General features: G+C 66.0%; 17 protein-coding genes and 1 pseudogene. 6 read left to right on the top strand and 12 right to left on the bottom strand.

Features of this window, described 5'->3' with window-relative positions; translation table 11 throughout:
- Positions 1-73 precede the first annotated feature (73 nt).
- The 4 genes and pseudogenes from PTT45_RS22355 to PTT45_RS11550 form a co-directional block, all read right to left on the bottom strand.
- On the bottom strand, positions 74-937 hold the full coding sequence (locus tag PTT45_RS22355) for a methyl-accepting chemotaxis protein (RefSeq protein WP_443218187.1): 864 nt from the start codon (positions 935-937) through the stop codon (positions 74-76).
- Positions 932-1,699, bottom strand: a pseudogene (locus PTT45_RS22350) (MCP four helix bundle domain-containing protein); the annotation flags it as partial. The gene PTT45_RS22355 and the pseudogene PTT45_RS22350, both read right to left, overlap by 6 nt.
- Before the next feature lie 139 nt (positions 1,700-1,838).
- A complete protein-coding gene (locus PTT45_RS11555; RefSeq protein ID WP_273813440.1) occupies positions 1,839-2,303 on the bottom strand; it encodes a DUF3859 domain-containing protein in 465 nt (154 codons plus the stop codon).
- 62 nt (positions 2,304-2,365) lie between these two features.
- Positions 2,366-3,394 carry an amidohydrolase family protein gene (locus tag PTT45_RS11550; protein ID WP_273813439.1) on the bottom strand — a complete coding sequence of 343 codons (1,029 nt, stop codon included), beginning with the start codon at positions 3,392-3,394 and terminating at the stop codon, positions 2,366-2,368.
- Between the two features lie 111 nt (positions 3,395-3,505).
- Between PTT45_RS11550 and PTT45_RS11545 the strand changes: the two genes are divergently transcribed.
- The 5 genes from PTT45_RS11545 (at position 3,506) to PTT45_RS11525 (ending at position 8,544) form a co-directional block, all read left to right on the top strand.
- The gene (locus tag PTT45_RS11545; protein WP_273813438.1) at positions 3,506-4,366 is read left to right on the top strand and encodes a substrate-binding periplasmic protein; all 861 of its coding nucleotides are present in this window, start codon (positions 3,506-3,508) and stop codon (positions 4,364-4,366) included.
- Between the two features lie 127 nt (positions 4,367-4,493).
- Positions 4,494-5,888: a methyl-accepting chemotaxis protein gene (locus PTT45_RS11540; RefSeq protein ID WP_273813437.1), complete on the top strand. Its 1,395-nt coding sequence runs from the start codon at positions 4,494-4,496 to the stop codon at positions 5,886-5,888.
- Between the two features lie 52 nt (positions 5,889-5,940).
- Positions 5,941-6,339: an OsmC family protein gene (locus tag PTT45_RS11535; RefSeq protein ID WP_273813436.1), complete on the top strand. Its 399-nt coding sequence runs from the start codon at positions 5,941-5,943 to the stop codon at positions 6,337-6,339.
- Positions 6,336-7,196: a pirin family protein gene (locus PTT45_RS11530; RefSeq protein ID WP_273813435.1), complete on the top strand. Its 861-nt coding sequence runs from the start codon at positions 6,336-6,338 to the stop codon at positions 7,194-7,196. The genes PTT45_RS11535 and PTT45_RS11530 overlap by 4 nt, the downstream gene beginning before the upstream one ends.
- A gap of 79 nt (positions 7,197-7,275) precedes the next feature.
- Positions 7,276-8,544, top strand: a complete 1,269-nt coding sequence (locus PTT45_RS11525; protein ID WP_273813434.1) for an XAC2610-related protein — start codon at positions 7,276-7,278, stop codon at positions 8,542-8,544.
- A 10-nt stretch (positions 8,545-8,554) separates the two neighbouring features.
- Here PTT45_RS11525 and PTT45_RS11520 read toward each other — a convergent pair whose 3' ends face one another.
- From PTT45_RS11520 to PTT45_RS11485, 8 genes are all read right to left on the bottom strand, one after another.
- Positions 8,555-9,277, bottom strand: coding sequence for a dienelactone hydrolase family protein (locus tag PTT45_RS11520; protein WP_273813433.1), 723 nt, complete (start codon positions 9,275-9,277; stop codon positions 8,555-8,557).
- A gap of 54 nt (positions 9,278-9,331) precedes the next feature.
- Positions 9,332-9,811 carry a hypothetical protein gene (locus PTT45_RS11515; RefSeq protein WP_273813432.1) on the bottom strand — a complete coding sequence of 160 codons (480 nt, stop codon included), beginning with the start codon at positions 9,809-9,811 and terminating at the stop codon, positions 9,332-9,334.
- 36 nt (positions 9,812-9,847) lie between these two features.
- Positions 9,848-10,846: a two-component system response regulator gene (locus PTT45_RS11510; RefSeq protein WP_273813431.1), complete on the bottom strand. Its 999-nt coding sequence runs from the start codon at positions 10,844-10,846 to the stop codon at positions 9,848-9,850.
- Complete coding sequence (locus PTT45_RS11505) at positions 10,843-14,505, bottom strand: PAS domain S-box protein (protein WP_273813430.1); 3,663 nt, start codon at positions 14,503-14,505, stop codon at positions 10,843-10,845. Before PTT45_RS11505 ends, PTT45_RS11510 begins: the two co-directional genes overlap by 4 nt.
- 186 nt (positions 14,506-14,691) lie before the next feature.
- Positions 14,692-16,596, bottom strand: coding sequence for a molecular chaperone HtpG (gene htpG / locus PTT45_RS11500; RefSeq protein ID WP_273813429.1), 1,905 nt, complete (start codon positions 16,594-16,596; stop codon positions 14,692-14,694).
- 94 nt (positions 16,597-16,690) lie between these two features.
- A complete protein-coding gene (locus tag PTT45_RS11495) occupies positions 16,691-17,938 on the bottom strand; it encodes an MFS transporter (RefSeq protein ID WP_273813428.1) in 1,248 nt (415 codons plus the stop codon).
- A gap of 37 nt (positions 17,939-17,975) precedes the next feature.
- On the bottom strand, positions 17,976-18,422 hold the full coding sequence (locus PTT45_RS11490; RefSeq protein WP_273813427.1) for a PaaI family thioesterase: 447 nt from the start codon (positions 18,420-18,422) through the stop codon (positions 17,976-17,978).
- Positions 18,422-18,898, bottom strand: coding sequence for a PaaI family thioesterase (locus tag PTT45_RS11485; RefSeq protein ID WP_273813426.1), 477 nt, complete (start codon positions 18,896-18,898; stop codon positions 18,422-18,424). The genes PTT45_RS11490 and PTT45_RS11485 overlap by 1 nt, the downstream gene beginning before the upstream one ends.
- A gap of 146 nt (positions 18,899-19,044) precedes the next feature.
- Here PTT45_RS11485 and PTT45_RS11480 point away from each other — a divergent pair, with 146 nt between their 5' ends.
- Positions 19,045-19,314, top strand: coding sequence for a hypothetical protein (locus PTT45_RS11480; protein WP_273813425.1), 270 nt, complete (start codon positions 19,045-19,047; stop codon positions 19,312-19,314).
- The last annotated feature ends 131 nt before the right edge of the window (positions 19,315-19,445 follow it).

Raw genomic sequence — 19,445 nt, 5'->3', positions numbered from 1 at the left:
CCCCGAATGGCCAGACTGGCCGATATGCAAGAACGTGATGATGAAAACGGCGCCCTTGGGCGCCGTTTTCATGTCACAGGCGGAAACGGGCCACCAGCCCGTTGAGGTCGACCGCCAGACGCGACAGCTCCTGGCTCGCCGCACTGGTCTGGTTGGCCCCGGCCGAGGTCTGCATGGACAGATCGCGGATATTCACCAGATTGCGATCCACCTCGCGCGCCACCTGGGCCTGCTCCTCCGAGGCACTGGCGATGACCAGGTTGCGCTCGTTGATCGCGGTGATGGCCACGGCGATCTCGTCCAGCGCATGCCCCGCCGCCTGTGCCAGCGCCAGGGTCGAGCCGGTGCGCTGATTGCTGTGCTGCATGGAGCTGACCGCACGCTCGGTACCCTGCTGGATGCCGCCGATCATCTGCTCGATTTCCTGGGTGCTCTGCTGGGTGCGATGGGCCAGGGCACGAACCTCGTCGGCCACCACGGCAAAGCCGCGCCCCGCCTCGCCGGCCCGTGCTGCCTCGATGGCCGCGTTGAGGGCCAGCAGGTTGGTCTGCTCGGCGATGGCGCGGATCACATCCAGCACCTGGCTGATGCTGCGCACCTGGTCAGCCAGACGGCCGATCTGGGTCGAGGTCTCGTCCACGTCGCTGGCCAGCAGGCCAATGGAGTCCACCGTCAGGCGCACCTGCTCGCGGCCGTGCTGGGTGGTGCGATCCGAGTCACGCGAAGCCTCCGAGGTACTCACGGCGTTGCGCGCCACTTCCTCCACCGCCGAGGTCATCTCGTTCACCGCCGTGGCAGCCTGCTCGATCTCGGCATTCTGCAGGTGCAGACCGCGGGTCGCGTCCTCGGTCACCGCATGCAACTCCTCCGAAGCCGAGGCCAGTTGGTTGGAGGAATCGGAGATGCTCTGGATGGTGCTGCGCAGGCTGCCCTGCATGCGTTTCAGGGCTTGCAGCAGCTGCGCCGGCTCATCGGTACCACGATCCTCGAAGTCTCGGCTCAGGTCGCCACCCGCCACCACCTGAGCGACCTCCACCGCCTCGACCAGCGGCCGCACGATGCTGCGGGTAAACAACACGGCCAGCAGCACGGTGAGCACCACGGCCACCAGCATCAGGGTCATGGCCAGGCTGAAGGCGCTCTCATAGGCCGCCTGGTTCTCCCGCGCCGCTGCTGCGGCGCCCTCGCTGTTGAGCCGGGTCAGCTCGACCAGGGCCTTGGAGAGGTTGTCGGCATGGGTGTTGAGCACCCCATTGGCCACTGCACTAGCCTGGTCGACCTGATCCTCGGCCGAATGCCGCATGATCTTCTCCTGCTCCACCATGTAGGCCTCTTCGGCCGCCCTGAAGCGCTCGTAGAGCTGCTTCTCCTCGGGCGAGGAAATCAGCTGCTCATAGCGCCCCTGGGCTTCGTCCAGTGCGGCCTTGAGCTCGCCGAGGCGTTGCACGTTCTGTTGCACGATGGTCGGATCGCGCACCACGATCAGGCGCAGGGTGCCGGCGCGGATACGCAGGATGCTCTGGCTCATGTCACCCAGGGCCAGGATGCTCGGCAGCCAGTTCTCGTCCACCTCCTTGGACTCCTCGTTCATGTGCTTCATCTGCAGCAGCGAAAAACAGCCAACCAGCAGAACCAGGAACGCCAGAGTGGCGAAGCCCAGGGCGGAACGGGGGGCGATACGCAGTTTTCTCAACAGCATGATGGTTACCTTCCCTGCAGACGTGACGCTGCCGTTAAGGCTAGAGCGCTCTGGCCCGAATGCCAGCATCGCGCTATCACGGGCCCTGGAACGACAAAGCCCGGCACTGGGCCGGGCTTTGGGTGACGCCTGACAGCTATCAGCGCACGGTGAAGCGCTGTTCCAGCAGCTTGCGGTCGCCCTGGAAGACCATGAACTGCCATTCGCCCGGTACCACTTCGTGATGCTCGGTGAACTCGAAGGCCATCACGTCCTGCGGTGCACCGACCACCAGCTTCTGCTGCAGCTCGATCTTGTCCTGGCGCTTGCCGTCCGGGCCGACCAGGCCGGGAGTGAAGTACATCAGGGTCAGCGGCTGCTCGCTTTCGCTCTTGCCGACCAGCTTGTAGCGCACGCCGAACTTGGTGCCCAGGCGCGCCGGCACCACCTCGGTCTGCTCGATCGGCTGGCCGGCGCGGCTGAGAATCCGCTCGCCCGGCTGAGGGTCTTTGATCGCCGCGCTGGCGAATACGCCGTACTCGATCGGCCCTTCGACACGTACGTCGGCCATGGCCAGGTTGGAAAGCAGGGACAGTGCCAGGACGGACAGGCTGAACAGTTTCATCTCGCGCTCCTTGAGGAAAGTTGGCGCGAGGCTATGACGCCGCGGTTACAGGTTGATGACAATCAGTCGCGCAATTGCGCCTGGCGTTTGCGCGGCAACACAGACAGGAAGTTGTCGCGCGCCACCTTGCGCGCCACGTCCTCGGGCAGAGCATCGAGGAAGGGCGTGAAATCCGTCATGTAGCTGCCCAGGTTGTCGAAGCGGCCGACCACATCAGAGCCAAGCATGAAGCGCGCGGGATAGCTGCTCACCAGTTTCACCCAGCGTGCATCCGGCTTGCCGTCCGCATCCAGCAGGTACGGGCGCAGCACGCTCCAGGACAGGTCGATGTACAGGTTCGGGTATTCGCCAAGCATCCGTTCCAGGGTGGACAGGAGGAAATCCAGCCTCTCCTGGTGGCGATGGATCTCCATGCTGGTGCCGGCATGGGCCCAGATGAAGCGCACGTGCGGGTGGTTGCGTAGCGGCTCCTCGATCTCCTCCAGGTACAGCGGGTTGCGCTCGCGCTTGGAGGTGATGTTGCTGTGCACCAGCACCGGCAGGTCGTACTCGGCGGCCAGGTGGTAGACGCGGGTCATGGCCTCGTTGTTGGCGCGCGGCGTGTCGCCGTAGGTCAGCGCGGTAAGGTCATCGTGCCGGGTGAACACCTCGCCGAGGCCCTGCCACAGGCCGGGATAGAGCTCGAGCATGCGGCGGATATGCGCATCGGCGTTCTTGTCCACCGGGTTGAAGCCACTGAGGAACGGATGGAAGCGTTCGCGCTGCTCCGCCGGCAGGCGGCGCACGGCTTCGGCGACGAACACGTCGGTGGCGCTGTACCAGTAGGCCCCGGCATCGTCACCGGCGTAGTAGCGCGGGCGCTTGGGCTCGTCCTCGTGCCATTTCTTGGCCACCGGAATGCCGCTGATCATCACGTGGTCGATGCGCCCGGCGGCCATGGCCTCCAGCAGCGGGGTCATGCCCTCGCTCTCCTGGAAGAAGTCCACGTAGTGCAGATGGGCATCGCTGTAGCGATAGTCGCGGGCTCCGGCTTGCAGAGCGAACAGGCCGCAGAACGCGGCTAACAACAGGCGGCTGGCGGGCAACGGCATCACTCCCTGAGGTATCGAGCAAGGGTAGACCGCAACCGCTTCGCTGCCGTTCACTGGCGATGCGGCGAGGCAAAGGCCATCATGTGTCTCATCGCCTGACGAACCCTGCGCATGTCCTTCGCCCGCCTCGTTGCCCTGACTGCCCTGCTCTGCTCCGCGCCACTGGCTGCGGAACCCCTGACCTATCCGCTGCATTCGCAAGGCGACGACCCGGAAGCCTATGTGGTCGAGCTGCTGCGCCAGGCCCTGGCCCGCAGCGGCGGCGACTATCAGCTGCAGCCGTCGCCCCGGCCCATGGCGCAGAGCCGCGCCGAGCAGGGGCTCGAGCAGAACGACGGTACGGTGCAGGTGATGTGGACCATGACCACCCGCGAGCGGGAAGAAAGCCTGCTGCCTATCCGCATCCCCATCTACAAGGGCCTGATCGGCTGGCGCATCCCGCTGGTACGGCGCGAGGACAAGGACTGGCTGCGCAAGGTGCAGAGCCTGGAAGACCTCAAGTCCATGCGCTTCGGCCAGCGTGCCGACTGGCCGGACACCCGCATCCTGCGTGACAACGGCCTGCAGGTGATCACCAGCCAGAGCTACGACAGCCTGTTCCGCATGCTCGACGCCGGCCGCTTCGACCTGTTCCCACGTGAAGCGGTGGTGGCCTGGAACGAGCAGGCCCGTTCCACCCAGGAGGGCCTGGCCCTGGAGGTCGACGAGCACATCGTCATCCACTACCCCTCCGCCTTCTACTTCTTCACCTCGCGCGCCCGCGCCGACCTTGCCGGCGCCATCGAGCGCGGCCTGGAGGCGATGATCGCCGACGGCAGCTTTGATGCGCTGTTCCAGCAGCACCATGGCGCCACCCTGCAGCGCGCAGCCCTGCACAAGCGCAAGGTGATCGAGCTGCAGAACCCCGACCTGCCGGCCCAGACGCCCTTCCAGCGCAAGGAGCTGTGGTACCAACCCGACGCACCGCAATAGCGCTCGACGAACCGCATTGGCGCAGCAATACCGGCGACTCACCGGCGCCAGCCTTGTGACGCGCCGCACACAAGATGATGGCACCGTGCTTGCACCACTCCCGGCAGAACCATCAGGGAGATGCACCATGCTGCAGTTGCTGCGCAAACCCTCGCGACGCGAGCTGGACGAAGAAGCCTTCGCCGCCCTCTTCACCCGCCATGACCTCACCACCCGCCTGCCCGAGCAGCAGCCCTGGATGGGCCGCCTCAACCGCTTCAGCGACGGCCTGCACCAGCGCATCCGCACCAGCCTGGGCGCCGCCGTCGGCATCGCCGCCCACGCCCCGCAGCTGGCCAGCATCGCCAGCGCCAACCAGGCCAGCGGGCAGAGCCTGGCGCAGTCCTCGGAGCTGATCGCCAGCGCCAGCGAGCAGGTCACCACCACCCTGGATGCCGAGCTGGTGCCCGGCGCCGCCGAGGTCGCGCGGCTTTCCGGCGAGGTCTCGGCCACCCTGCGCCAGTGCCAGCAGAGCGGCCAGACCGTGCTGCGCCAGGTCGATGCCATCGGCGACTGCGAGACGCAGTTGGCCGAGGTGATCGGCAACCTCACCGCGCAGCTGGAGGAGGTCAGCAAGGTGATCGGCGTGATCGCCAGCATTTCCCAGCAGACCAACCTCTTGGCATTGAATGCCGCCATCGAGGCCGCCCGCGCCGGCGAGCATGGCCGTGGCTTCGCCGTGGTCGCCGAGGAAGTGCGGCGCCTGGCCGGCCACACCACCGACGCCACCGGCCAGGTCGGGCAGATCATCGAGCGTTTTCGCGACGGTATGAACCAGCTCGGCGGCGCCGGCGAGCGTATGCACCAGGCCGTCGAGGACGGCCGTAGCGGCATGTTGCAGGTCGGCAACGGCCTGGACAGCACGCGCCAGGCCATGGACCGCCTCGACGAGCGCGTCGGCCATATCGCCACCGGCACCGAGCAGATCGGCCAGGCCGTGCGCTCGATCAACGGCGACGTGCAGCAGATCGCCCAGGTCGCCGGCGACCTGCTCGGCAAGGCTGGCCAGGTGCTGCGCCACAGCCAGGCGGTGCGCGAGGATGGCGACCGCCTGCTGCAGGGCCTGGGCGACTTCCGCCTGGAGCTGCACCGCTCGGTGCAGAGCGGCGTCGAGCAGATCGCCGCCGATACGCGCCTGAGCAGCGACATCGGCGCCGCCGAACGCCTGCTGGAGGAGACGCTGAAGCGCGACGCGCGCTTCGAACTGTTCTACCTGGTCGACGCCAGCGGCCGGCAGCTCTCGGAAAACATCTTCGCCGCGGATGTGCCACACCAGGATGCACCCAGCTGCCGAGGCCGCGACTGGAGCCAGCGCCCGTGGTTCCGCAGCGTGGCGGACGACCTGCGCAGCCACATCACGCCGGTCTACCGCTCCTCGGCCACCGACGACTTCTGCTTCACCGTCTCGGTGCCCATCCTCGGCGCCGATGGCCGTCTGCTGCGCGTGCTTGGCGCCGATGTGCGCCTCTCCGTGCTGGTCTGACGATCGTTGCCTGGGCTAGGCTGGAGCCATCCAACCTAGCCTGGGAGCCACCATGATCCGCATCAGCACCGAGTCCGGCCTGCGCCACAGCATCGAGATCGGCGAACACCTGCTGCACACCGACGTGCCGGAATCCTTCGGCGGCAGCGCCTCCGGTCCCGAACCGCATGACCTGTTCGACGCCGCCCTCGGCGCCTGCAAGGCCCTGACCCTGATGCTCTACGCCAAGCAGCGCGGCCTGCCGCTGGAAAGCCTGGACGTACGCGTGGCGCGCGATGACAGCCAGGAGCGCCAAGGCACCTACCGCCTGGCCGTGGAGCTGGACCTGCACGGCGAACTGGATGACGAGCAGCGCCAGCAGCTGCTGCGCATCGCCGACAAGTGCCCGATCCACAAGCTGATGACCAGCGTCGAGGTGCAGGTGGAAACCCGCCTGGGCGACGGCGCATGAGCGAGCCGCTGCTGATCCGCCCGAAGGCCGAAGACATCTCCGGGCAACCGATCCTGCGCCCGCTGCCTTCGGCCAAGTGCCGCAGCGTGGGGCCCTTCGTGTTCTTCGACCACATGCTGGAAAAGGCCTATGCGCCCGGCAGCGGCATGAACATCAACCAGCACCCGCATATCGGCCTGTCCACCCTCACCTACCTGTTCGAGGGCGAGCTGCAACACAAGGACAGCCTGGGTTCGGACCAACTGGTGCAGCCCGGCGACGTCAGCTGGATGACCGCCGGCCGCGCCGTCGCCCATGTCGAGCGCACCCCGCAACACCTGTGGCAAGGCGGTTCGCGCCTGCACGGCCTGCAGGTGTGGCTGGCCCTGCCGCAGGCGCTGGAGGAAGGCGAGCCGAGCTACAGCCACCACCCGGCCGCCAGCCTGCCGCGCAGCGAGGCCATGGGCGTGCAGATCACCCTGATCGCCGGCAGCGGCTTCTGCCTGGAGTCGCCGGTACCCATGCACTCGCCGACCCTGTACGCCGAGCTGAAGCTCGCCGCCGGCGCCAGCCTGCTGATCCCCGCCGAACATCGCGAGCGCGCGCTGTACCTGATCGAGGGCGAAGCCAAGCTGGAAGACGGCGAGTTGCCGCTGCGCAGCCTTGCCGTGCTGCCGGAAGGTGAAGAGCTGCTGCTCAGCGCCTGTGGCGAGTGCCACCTGGCGCTGATCGGCGGCGAGCCGCTGGGGCCGCGGCGCATGTACTGGAACTTCGTCGCCAGCGACGCCGCGCTGCTGGAGAAAGCCAAGCAGAACTGGGCCGCCTGGGACTGGCCGCGAGTACCCGGCGAGAGCGAGCGCATCCCGCTGCCACGCTGACGGATTGCCGGCCCGGTCACGTGCCGGCAAGCGAGCCAGGCGCTAACATGGCGCCTCTCGCCCGCAAAGGATTGCTGCCGTGTCCCTCGCTCGTTGCCTGCTCGCCACCGCCCTCCTGACCTCGCCCCTGCTTGCCCATGCCGCCCTGCCGACACTCGAACCCGAGCCCGGGCTGAATGCCCATGTCGAACAGGATGGCGAAAGCTATCGCTTGCAACAGCCGGATGGCAGCTGGATCGAGCTGCAGATCCCGGATGAAGACATCGGCAACCCGCCTCGCTTCTCGGTCGAGGACTATGACTTCGATGGCCGCGCCGATCTGGCGATCAGCGTCGCTGCCGGCATGGTCAACGAGAACTACCACCTCTACCTGTACCGGCCGGCCCTAAAGCGCTACGAGCTGCTGCCGATGCCGGCGGAGACGCTTATCGGCAGCCTCAGTTGCTCGGGCTTCTCCGGACTGGAGCGCAAGGTCGAAGAGCGCGCCCTATACAGCCACTGCCGCAGCGGCCCGCGCTGGTACTACGACGCCTTGCGTTTCGACGATCACGGCCAGCCCTGGCTGTACAAGACGCTGCAGGTGCAGGACGACTACAGCCCGGATTACCCCTACCTGTTCTTTCCGCTGTTCGAGAAGACCTTCGACATACAGGGCAAGGTAGTGGCCAGCCGCGCCATGAATGACGATAACCAGGTGCAGACCTGGACGGTGCCGGCGGCGCGCCTGTATCTGTACCAGCAGCCCGATCAGGCCAGCCGTAGCCAGGCCTACCTGATCCAGGGCGATGTCTGCGAGGTGCTGGCACGCAAGGAGCAGTGGCTGCAAATCCGCTATGCCTCGCGCAAGGGCCCGCTGGAGCGCTGGATCTCCCTCGACCAGGCCTATGACCTGCACCAGCGCTATAGCGCAGCGCCGCACCCGGATGGCGTGAAACTGAGCGTGAGCGACTTCTCCGAGCCGACCGAGCCACTGTTCAGCCTGGGCCTGAGTGCAGACAGGCCCCTGAAGCTGGAGCACGCCGAGGTGCACCTGCTGTTCACCGCCGCGGACGGCAACCAGAGCAGCCATCGCCTGTACGCCGCCAACCACGAGGTCGAACTGAACGCCGGCGAGGGCTATCCGCTCGACGACAACTACATCGAGCGGCGCGATGGCCAGTACCTGATCTACCACGCCGACGAACAGCAGCAGGATGCCTACGTGCCGTTCTTCCCCGCGCTGGCGCCGGGACGCTACCGGGTGCGCGTGGTCCTCACCGACCCGGGCCTGACGGCGCCGGTGTATGCGGCGGAGGAAGTGCTGATCGACTACCCGCCGGCCATCGCCGAGCAGGCCAGCACTCCCTGAGCCGCCAGGGTCAGGCGAAGACTTCGTCGAGCAGGTCGTACATCGCCGCGAAGGCGCGGCGCGACACCTTGGCGTCGTACTGCATCTTGCCCGGCACCTGCGCCTGCGGATCGGTGAAGGAATGCGCCGCGCCGCCATAGCTGGTCAGCTGCCAGTCGACACCGGCGGCGTTCATTTCCTCGACGAAGCCGGCCAGTTGCTCGCGCGGCACCAGCGGGTCCAGCGCGCCGTCCAGCACCAGCACCGCGCCACGGATGTTGCGCGCATCTGCCGGGTTTGCGGTATCCAGGGTGCCGTGGAAGGAGATCGCGGCCTTCAGCGGCGCGCCATCACGGGCCAGCTCCAGGGCGCAGTGGCCGCCGAAGCAGAAGCCGAACACCGCCAGCCGACTGGGGTCCAGCGGAATACCGGGCTGGGCCTTGAGCGAATCCAGCGACGCCAGCAGACGCTGGCGCAGCGCCGGCTTGCCCTTCACCGACATCATCGCGGCGCCCGCCTCGTCATGGTTCTGCGGACGCACGCCGGCGCCGTACACATCGGCGACGAACACCACATAGCCACGCTCCGCCACCCGCGCGGCGATCTCGAAGGCGCCAGCCGAGGCGCCCATCCAGTTCGGCGCCAGCAGCAGGCCCGGGCGTGGCGTCTGGCGCGAATCGTCGTACAGCAACTGGCCCTCGAATGGCTGGCCGTCGACTTCGTAGCGCACCGCACGATTGATGATCTGGCTCATGTTTACCCCTCTCTGGTCAAAGGCGGAAAAACCACCGCGAACGGACAAGACTAGTCAGTCCTGAGAATTCTTCGCTTCTTCGTCGGCCAGACCCTGGATATAGGCGGCGAAACCAGGGTCCTCACCACGCAGCAGGTACGGCAGGCGCCCGCGGAAATCCTCGCGGCGGCTCCATTCGCGCATGTAGTCCTCCCAGGAATGCCAGCGACGCCGCTGCTTGTCGTCCATCTCTTCCTGGTAGGCCAGCAGGTAGGCGCGCTCGAACAGGGAAATCAGCATGTCGAAGATCACCCACATGCGCTCGCGCTGTTCATCGCTGAGGTCAGGGGTAGCAGCCTGGCTGCGCAGGCGCAGGTCGGGGTTGGCCAGCACCACCTCGAGGAAGTCGATGTAGGCATCGGATATCTGCTGCCAGATGGCCTCTTCCTCGTTCGCACGCTCCTTGCGCTGCTCGAAGAGGAATACGCCGATGGCGAACGGCAGCGCCACCACCGTGACGATGTAGGACAGCAGTTCCCAGGTTTGCAGGCTCATGAAGGCTTCCAGGCGAAAGGAAGCCGGCATTGTGCCCTACTCGATCTCGGCCCAGCGCGCCTTGATCTCGAGAATCGCCGGCATCTGGCTGAGGAACAGCTCGACCAGCTGCGGATCGAAGTGGCGGCCGCTCTCGCGACGTAGCAGCTCCACCGCCTCCTCCACCGACCAGGCCGGCTTGTAGGGGCGCACGCTGGTGAGGGCGTCGAACACGTCGGCGATGGCGACGATGCGCCCGGCCAGGGGGATGTCCTCGCCCTTGAGGCCGTTGGGATAGCCGCTGCCATCCCACTTCTCGTGGTGGGTCAGGGCGATGGTGCGCGCCATCTGCAGCAACCCCGAGTCATGCTCGCCGATGATCTCGGCGCCGATCTGCGCGTGCTGGCGCATCACCGCCCACTCCGCGTCATCAAGCTTGCCGTTCTTCTGCAGGATGGCGTCGGGAATGCCGATCTTGCCCACGTCGTGCATGGGCGCGGCATTGAGCAGGTCGTCGGCCTCGCGCTCGCTGTAGCCGGCGGCCTTGGCCAGGATGTGGGTGTAGTGGCTCATGCGGATCACGTGCAGGCCGGTCTCGTTGTCCTTGTACTCCGAGGCCAGGCCCAGGCGCTGGACGATCTGCAGGCGAGTCTCGTGCAGCTCATCGGCACGCACCAGCGACAGGTGCGTGCGCACCCGCGCCCGCACGATCGGCGGGCTGACCGGCTTGGTGATGTAGTCCACCGCGCCCACGTCGAAGCCAGTGGTCTCGTCCTCCACATCCGCCAGGGCGGTGACGAAGATCACCGGAATGCCCGCCGTCGCCGGCTGCGACTTGAGCCGGGTACAAACCTCGTGGCCGGTCATACCCGGCATCATCACATCGAGCAGGACCAGCGCCGGGCTCTCCTGCGCCGCCAGCTCCAGGGCCTTTTCCCCGTCCTTGGCGAACAGCAGGCGGTAATCATCCTGCAGGATCTGCCGCAGCACCTGCAGGTTGGTCGGCTCGTCGTCTACCAGCAGCAATTTGGGACGGGCATCGGCGGGTCGGATCATTGCGGCTTGTCTCCTTGATCGAGCAACTGGGCCAGCAGCGCATCGGCGCGCTCGAAGTCGAAGTCATTGATGGCGCCTTCCAGGGCCTGAGCCTGTGCTGCCGGCAGTGCGCCGGTCAATCGTTGCAGGGCCTCCTCAGCCAACTCGCCACGCTGCAGCGCTGTACGGCTCTGCTCGATCAGCACAACCAGTTCGCCCGCCGCCAGCGGAGCGGCCCCCTCTTCCACTGTAGACGTCGCCTCCGGCAGCTCGCCCGGCAGAATGGCGAACTGCTCCAGCAGCGCCGCCAGCAGCTCCTCAATCGAGGCCGGCACCGCGCCCTTCAGCGCATGCTCCAGCTGGCCGGCCAGGCGACTGGCGCGCAGCAGCGCCAGGTTCGCCGCAGCGCCACGCAGGCGGTGGACCAGCTCGATGGCCTCAGCCGTCTTGCCGTCGTGCAGCAGGCGTTCGATCTCTACACAACTGCCGGCATGTTCGCCGAGGAAGCGCCGGATGGCCGTGGCCATGACCTGCTCGCTGCCCCATAGCTGGATTCCGCGCGGCCAGTCGATCATCAGGTCGGCAGAGGTCTCCGTGGCGACCGCCGGCTGCGCGCCGAGTGGTGCCAGGCCGATCATCCGGGCCACCTCGGCCAGCAGCTTGTCCATCTCCAGGGGTTTGGAGGCGAAACCGTCCATGCCGGCCTCGCGCGCGGCGCGGCGGTCCTGCTCCAGCACGCTGGCGGTCAGGGCGATGATCGGCGTCGGCCGCAGGCCGTTGGCCTGTTCGTGCTGGCGAATGCGCCGGGTAGCCTCGAGGCCATCCATGCGTGGCATCTGCACGTCCATCAGCACCACGTCGAAGCGCCCGGCGGTGAAGGCCGCCAGCACCTGCTCACCGTCGCTGGCAGTGGTCACCTGATGGCCCATGGCACCCAGCGTCAGGCTGAGCAGCTCGATGTTCTGCGCCACGTCGTCGGCGGCCAGGATGTTCAGCACCGGCAGCTCGCGCGCCGCCGCGCGGCGCTCGCCGTTCGCCTCTTCGCCGGCCTGCAGCGGCAGCTGCACCTGAAACAGGCTGCCCGCGCCCAGGCGACTCTCGACATGGATGTTGCCGCCCATCAGCTCGGTCAGCTGGCGGGCGATGGTGGTACCCAGGCCCGTGCCGCCAAAGCGCCGGCTCATCGAGGCATCGGCCTGGGCGAAGGGGTCGAAGATATGCTGCACGCGGTCCTCGGCGATGCCGATGCCGCTGTCGCGCACGGCCAGCAACACCCTGCCCGGCTCGCCGGTCACCTCGAGGCGCACCCAGCCGCTCTCGGTGAACTTCACTGCGTTGCCCACCAGGTTGGTGAGCACCTGCTGGATGCGCAGCGGGTCGCCTTTGAAGAAGTCGCCCAGGCTCTCCTGGTAGTCCAGGCTCAGACTCAGCCCCTTGCCCTCCGCGCCCAGGCGCAGCGCGTCGCAGACCTGGCCACACAGTTCGCGCAGGGAGAAGTCCATGCTTTCCAGCTCCACCGCCCCACGCTCCAGCTTGGCGGTGTCGAGGATGTCGTTGAGCAGGCCGAGCAGCGAGCGCGCGGCCTGGCGCACGGTGCCCAGGTGGCGACGCTGTTGCTCGCTGAGCACGCCGTCGAGCAGCAGCTCGGTGAAGCCGATGATGGCGTTCATCGGCGTACGGATCTCGTGGCTCATGTTGGCCAGGAAGGTGGTCTTCACCGCCGCGGCCAGCTCGGCACGCTCCTTGGCGATGCGCAGTGCCTCCTCCATCTCGCGACGCTGGCTGAGGTCGGTGGCGAACTTGATCACCTTGAACGGCTTGCCGTCGGCATCGAAGATCGGGTTGTAGGACGCCTGGATCCACACCTCGCGGCCACCCTTGGCGATGCGCATGTATTCGCCGCTGTCCAGATCGCCGCGCGCCAGGCGGGCCCAGAATTCGTCGTAGGCGCCGCTCTCGACCCAGCGCTGCTCGCAGAACATGCGGTGGTGCTGGCCGATGATCTCGGCCTCGTCGTAGCCCATCAGTTCGAGGAAGTTGTAGTTGGCGCTGAGCACGCGGCCCTGCAGGTCGAACTCGATCACCGACAGCGCGCGACTGATGGCCTTGGCCGTACCTTCGAACTCGGCGTTGCGCAGCTTGCTCTCGGTGATGTCCAGCAGCACGCCGTCGATCCACTTCGGCTCGCCATGCTCGTCGAGCACCGCGCTGCCGCTCTCCCAGATCCAGTGTTCCACGCCCTCGCGGTCGTACAGGCGGTATTCGACGGTGTAGCTACGGCCCAGTGCGATGTCCGCAAGAACCTCTTCGGCAACGCGCTGGAAGTCCTCGGGGTGGTACAGCTCGTTGATCGACTTGCGCCGGCTGGTGAAGTCCTCGGCCGTCCAGCCCGTCAGCTTCTCCACCGCATCGCTGATGAACAGCATGCTCCAGTTCTCGTCCAGCAGGCAGCGGAACGCCACCCCCGGGATGTTGCCGATCAGCGAGCGGTACTGCTGTTCGCTCTCGCGCAGCGCCTTCTCCATCGCCTTGCGTTCGCTGATGTCGCTGATGAAGCCGACGAACAGTGTGCGGTCGGGCAACACGGCTCTGCCGATGGCCAGGCGGATCGGCAGCTCGCTGCCATCCTTGCGCAGCACTTCCACCTCGCGGCTGCCGCCGATGATCTGGGTCTCGCCGGCGTTGAGCAGCTGCGCCAAGTAGTCGCCCATGCCCTTGCGGTAGGTCTCGGGAATCACCGTGTCGATGGACTTGCCGATCAGCTCCTCGCGGTTCCAGCCATATAACTTGGCAGCTGCGGTGTTCATGCCCTCGATGATGCCGCGGTCATCGATGGTGACCACGCCATCCACCGCGGTCTCCAGAATCGCCCGCACGCGCGCCTCGTTGGCCTGCACCTGCTGGAACAGCTGGCGATAGCGCAACAGGCCATTGACCCCGGCGACGAAGATAGTCAGCGAGATGGTGATCAGCGTCACCGCCAAGGCCAGGTACAGGCTGAAATCGCTCTGCGCGCCGGCCGGATCGGGCGTACCGACGAAGCGTGCCGCCGCCATGCCGGTGTAGTGCATGCCGCTGATGGCCAGGCCCATTACCACGCCGCTGGCCATGATCGCCTTGCCCGACGACAGCTTGCCGCGCAGGCCGAAGCGCACCCACAGGGCGAGAATCGCCAGCGCCACCGCGACCAGGATGGACAGCGCGAACCACCAGGGGTCGTAACGCAGCAACGGTGCCATGCGCATGGCCGCCATGCCGCTGTAGTGCATGGCGCCGATACCGGCGCCGACCAGCACGCCGCCGCCGACCAGCTGCAGGAAGGTGACCTGGCGCCGCGCCAATAGCTGCAGGGCTACCCAGGAGGCGCCCAGGCTCGGCAGCAGCGACAGCACGGTCAGGCCCGGCGCGTAGCTGACCGGGGCGCACAATTCGAACGCCAGCATGCCGATGAAGTGCATCGCCCAGACGCCACCACCCAGGGCCAGCGAACCGGTGAGCAAGGCGGTCTGCCGATGGAATGCGTTGCGGCTGAGGCGCGCCATGCCCGCCACCTGCAGGGCCATGCCCGAGGTGAAGGTGGCGATGGCCAACGACAGCAGCACCAGCCACGGATCGTAATTTCCGAACAGGAGCAGGCTGGGGTCGGCATCGAGGAGGAACAGACTGGTCAGATACGACATGCGGGCGACGACTACTGGAGACAACGAAAGAGTAAAGCAGGCAGGACCGTATCGGCACGCTCGTGCACGCACTTTAGATGGCCATTAGATAGCCATCACCCGGCAAACTCCAGTCTCTTCCGCGCAAGCGGCGCCAGGCGGAAATGAAAAAGCCCGCCGAAGCGGGCTCTTTCACCTACAGCCAGGTCAGGCGGAGAGCTCGACCAGAAGCTTGTTCAGACGCTGCACGTAGGCAGCCGGGTCCTTCAGGCTGTCACCAGCGGCCAGGGCGGCCTGGTCGAAGAGGATGTGCGACAGGTCGGCGAAGCGGTCTTCGTCGGCCTCGCCATCCAGCTTCTCGATCAGCGGATGCTGCGGGTTGATCTCGAAGATCGGCTTGGCGTCCGGCACCTTCTGCCCGCTGGCCTCGAGGATCTGGCGCATCTGCAGGCCCAGGTCCTGCTCGCCGATGGCGAGGATCGCCGGCGAGTCGGTCAGGCGATGCGACACGCGCACCTCGGCGACCTGCTCGCCCAGCGCGCCCTTGAGGCGCTCCAGCAGCCCCTCCTTGGCCTTGGCCACTTCTTCCTGGGCCTTCTTGTCCTCTTCCGAGTCCAGCTTGCCCAGGTCCAGGTCGCCACGCGCCACGTCGACGAAGTGCTTGCCGTCGAACTCGGTCAGGTAGCTCATCAGCCACTCGTCGATGCGGTCGGTGAGCAGCAGCACCTCGATGCCTTTCTTGCGGAAGACTTCCAGGTGCGGGCTGTTCTTGATCTGCGCGAAGGTCTCGCCAGTGAGGAAATAGACCTTGTCCTGACCTTCCTTCATGCGGCCGATATAGTCGGCCAGGCCCACGGACTGCTCGCCGTCGTCGCCCAGGGTGGAAGCGAAGCGCAGCAGGCCGGCGATCTTCTCCTTGTTGGCGAAGTCTTCCGCCGGGCCTTCCTTCAGCACCTGGCCGAAGGCTTTCCAGAACTGCTTGTATTGCTCGGGCTCGCTCTTTGCCAGCTTCTCCAGCATGTCGAGAACGCGCTTGGTCAGCGCCGACTTCATCGAGTCGATCACCGGGTCCTTCTGCAGGATCTCGCGGGATACGTTCAGCGACAGGTCGTTGGAGTCGACCACGCCCTTGATGAAGCGCAGGTACAGCGGCAGGAACTCGTCGGCCTGATCCATGATGAACACGCGCTGCACATACAGCTTCAGGCCCTTCGGCGCTTCACGCTGGTACAGGTCGAACGGCGCGCGGCCCGGCACGTAGAGCAGCGAGGTGTACTCCAGCTTGCCCTCGACCTTGTTGTGGCTCCAGGACAGCGGGTTCTCGAAGTCATGAGCAACGTGCTTGTAGAACTCCTGATACTCCTCGTCCTTCACCTCGGTGCGGCCGCGGGTCCACAGCGCGCTGGCGCGGTTGACGGTCTCCCACTCCTGCTCGGCCGGCTTGTCGGCTTCTTCGCCATGGTGTTCTTTCGGCAGTTCGATAGGCAGGGCGATGTGGTCGGAGTACTTCTTGACCACGTTGCGCAGGCGCCAGCCATCGGCGAACTCTTCTTCGCCGCTCTTCAGGTGCAGAACGATACGGGTGCCGCGCTCGGCCTTGTCGATGGTGGCAACTTCGAAGTCGCCCTCGCCCTTCGACGACCAGTGCACACCTTCGCTAACCGGGCTACCGGCGCGACGGGTGAACACCTCGACCTGGTCGGCGACGATGAAGGCCGAGTAGAAGCCCACGCCGAACTGACCGATCAGGTGCGAGTCCTTCTTCTGGTCGCCAGTGAGGTTCTTCATGAAGTCGGCTGTGCCGGACTTGGCGATGGTGCCGAGGTGCGCGATCACTTCCTCGCGGCTCATGCCGATGCCGTTGTCTTCGAGGGTGACGGTCTTGGCGTCCTTGTCGAAGGACAGGCGAATCTTCAGCTCGGCGCCACCTTCCAGCAGCTCCGGCTTGGCCAAGGCCTCGAAGCGCAGCTTGTCGGCGGCGTCGGAGGCGTTGGAAATCAGCTCGCGAAGGAAGATTTCCTTGTTGGAATACAGCGAATGGATCATCAGGTGAAGCAGCTGCTTCACCTCGGTCTGGAAGCCCAGGGTTTCTTTTTGAGTTTCCACACTCATGGTCGTCGAACTCCACATGCATGACAGGCCGCGTGATTGCGGCGGATGTCATACAGATGGGGAGTTCGAGAGCGATTTCAAGGCCTTGGCGAAATCAGGGCTCCAGTAATTCGATTCTGGCAATCTCGTCCGGCTTGAAACTGAAGCTGGCCTGGCCATTGCCGCCACCGAGCTGCTGGCTGAGACGAACGCTGCCATCGGCATCCAGGCCGACAAAACGACCCTCCAGCGAGCCGCCGCCGGCCTTGCTCACGCGCATGCTCAGGCTGCGGTACTGCTCCGGGTTGCGCTGCAGGCGAACCAGGGAAAAGCGCTGACGGCGATCCAGCGTCGGGCGCGCGGGCTCGCTCACCGGCGCCACCTGGGCTACTGGCTTGGCGGGTTCAGCCGCACGCTGCTCGGCCAGGGCCGGATACTGATCGCCCTGCACCTGCCATCCCTTGCGCCCTTTCTCCAGCACCAGCTCGATGCTGCGCTCGGAGCCGTTGATCTTCGCGCGCACGGTCAGCGGCAGCTGACTGGCCGGGAAGCTCACCTCGGGCAGCTCGACCAATTGCACCAAGCGAGTGGCGAAGCGGCGCTGCAGATGATCCTCGACCACCTTGGCCAGGGTCTCGCGGGAGTCGAAACTGGCATCCAGCTGCCCGTCCTTGTAGCGCAGGCGATCGGCGAACAGCTCCAGCTCACCGCTCAGGCTGGTCCGGTACGCCGGCGGCAGGACCAGGTGGAAGTCACCCTGCAGCTTGTTCGGCGGCAATACCTGCAGATCCATATGCAGCGTGTAACCCTTGCTGATGCGACGCGCTTCCGGCAGGTCCTGCTCGGGCAACAGCCAGCTGATCTCCACCTCGGGCAGCTGCCCCTGATCCTCCGGCAGCACATCCAGTTTCACCGTGCCCTTGGGCACCTGCGGCAGACGGATGATCACCTCGCGACGAGCGAAGAAGTCCTGCCCCTCGCGCAGGCTCAGCACGCCATCGACCAGCTCGGCGTACTGCGGCGAGAACGACTGGCCATTGAGCTCGCCATGCAGACGAATATCCAGCTCGGCCGGGGCCTTGGGCGGCTCCTTCAGCCAGCGCAGGCTGAGAATGGCCTCCAGGCGCGCCGCATCCTGATTAGCCATCAGCACCATGCCGACCACCAGGGGGATACAGCCCAGCGCCAACACCACCACCGCCTTGCGCGCGGTGCGCCAGTGGCGCAGCACGTAGACCAGGGTGATCGGCGGGACCAGGCTGCCCCAGCCCCACAGCAGGCTGGTGGAGAAAGCCAGCATCACCAGCCAGATCAAGCCGGCCAGCATCAGCAGCAGGCCGCCGAGGATCAGCAACGCATCCATTCAAATTCCTTGTTGTTATGCGATACCCGCGCCGCGGTCAGGGCTCGTCGACCTTGAAGTGAGCGCGGGCGGTAGCGATGGGTTCGCTCTGGCTGGTCTGCCAGGCCGTGATGGCGACGTTGGCCACGCGGCGTCCCTGGCGCCAGACCTGGCACTGAACGTAGGTGTCACGATAATGACCGGCGCGCAGGTAATCTATCGAGAAGTCGATGATTTTCGGCAAATGTGGGATGCCCATGAACATCAGCAGATGGAGCATGGCGGCATGTTCCATGAAGCCGGCGATCACCCCGCCGTGCAGCGCGGGGAGGATCGGGTTGCCGATGTTGTCCTTGCTCGCCGGCAGACGGAACACCATGTCGTCACCCAGGCGCAGGCATTCGATGCCGATCAGCTTGGCGTAGGGAATCAGGCTGATCAGCGCATCGTAGTCGTTCTTCTCATGCGCTTCGCGCACCAGGGTATTGAGGTTCAGAGCGACCATCAGGCGGCACCTCCCTGGATGTTGCGCTTGAGATCCCGGTCGCCCTGGGCGCCCTTGCCCATGCGCATGAAGGCGCCCACCACGTGGGCGATCGGCTCGCTCGGGTCGTCCTGGTAGGCGTAGCCACGGGTGAAGATGATGTTCTCGGTCACCCGGTAGCACTCGGCGAAACCGTAGACGTCCTTGTGCGGCTCGGCCGGGCGCATGTAGTCGATGCGCAGGTCCAGGGTCGGGCAGATCTCGAATTCCGGCAGCACGCAGACGGTGGAGATGCCGCAAGTGGTGTCCATCAGCGTGGTGATGGCACCACCGTGGATCACGCCGGTCTCAGGGTTGCCAATGATCTGCGTGCTGTATGGCAGGCACAGGGTCAGCCCTTCGGGGCGTACCTCGTGGACCTTCATACCCAGCACCTGGCAATGGCGCAGAGCCGTCAGGAAGCGCTGGGCGCGCTCCAGCACAGGGTTGTCACTCATCGTCGATACCTCTGGGCGATGCGGAAAAGCCCAGCATGATAGCGCCGGCACCTGAACCGATACAGCCGCGGCAAAAACAGTCTGAACCAGACCGGCACACAACTCCTCGAATCATTGACAGCCTTACCCACGAGGAGAAATCGCCCATGCACAAATCATTCGCCTACGCGCTCATGCTCGCCGCCACGCTCGGCCTGGCCGCCTGCGACAAGCCCTCCGAGGACAAGGCCGAGGAGGCTCGTGAAGCCCAATCGGAAGCCCGGGAGTCGATGAACGAAGCCGCCGAGCACAACCAGGACGCCGCCCGCGCAGCAGACGAAGCCGCAGCGGAGCGCGCCGAAGAGAACAGCGAGCCGGTGCCGCCAGCCATGCCGACCCCGCCACCAGCACCCACTCCCCAGCAGCAACAGCAGTAACAGCAGTAACAGCAGTAACAGCAGTAACAGCAGTAACTCCCGATCGTCGGATGCCCGCATCATGCGGGCATCCGACGGCTGGAACTTCACTCTCGCGCTTCGCTCCAAGCGGTACGGCTGCAGCTCTTAAC

It is taken from the genome of Pseudomonas sp. Gutcm_11s, assembly GCF_028649395.1.
Taxonomy (GTDB): Bacteria; Pseudomonadota; Gammaproteobacteria; order Pseudomonadales; family Pseudomonadaceae; genus Aquipseudomonas.
This window is presented reverse-complemented; position numbering and strand designations above follow the sequence as displayed.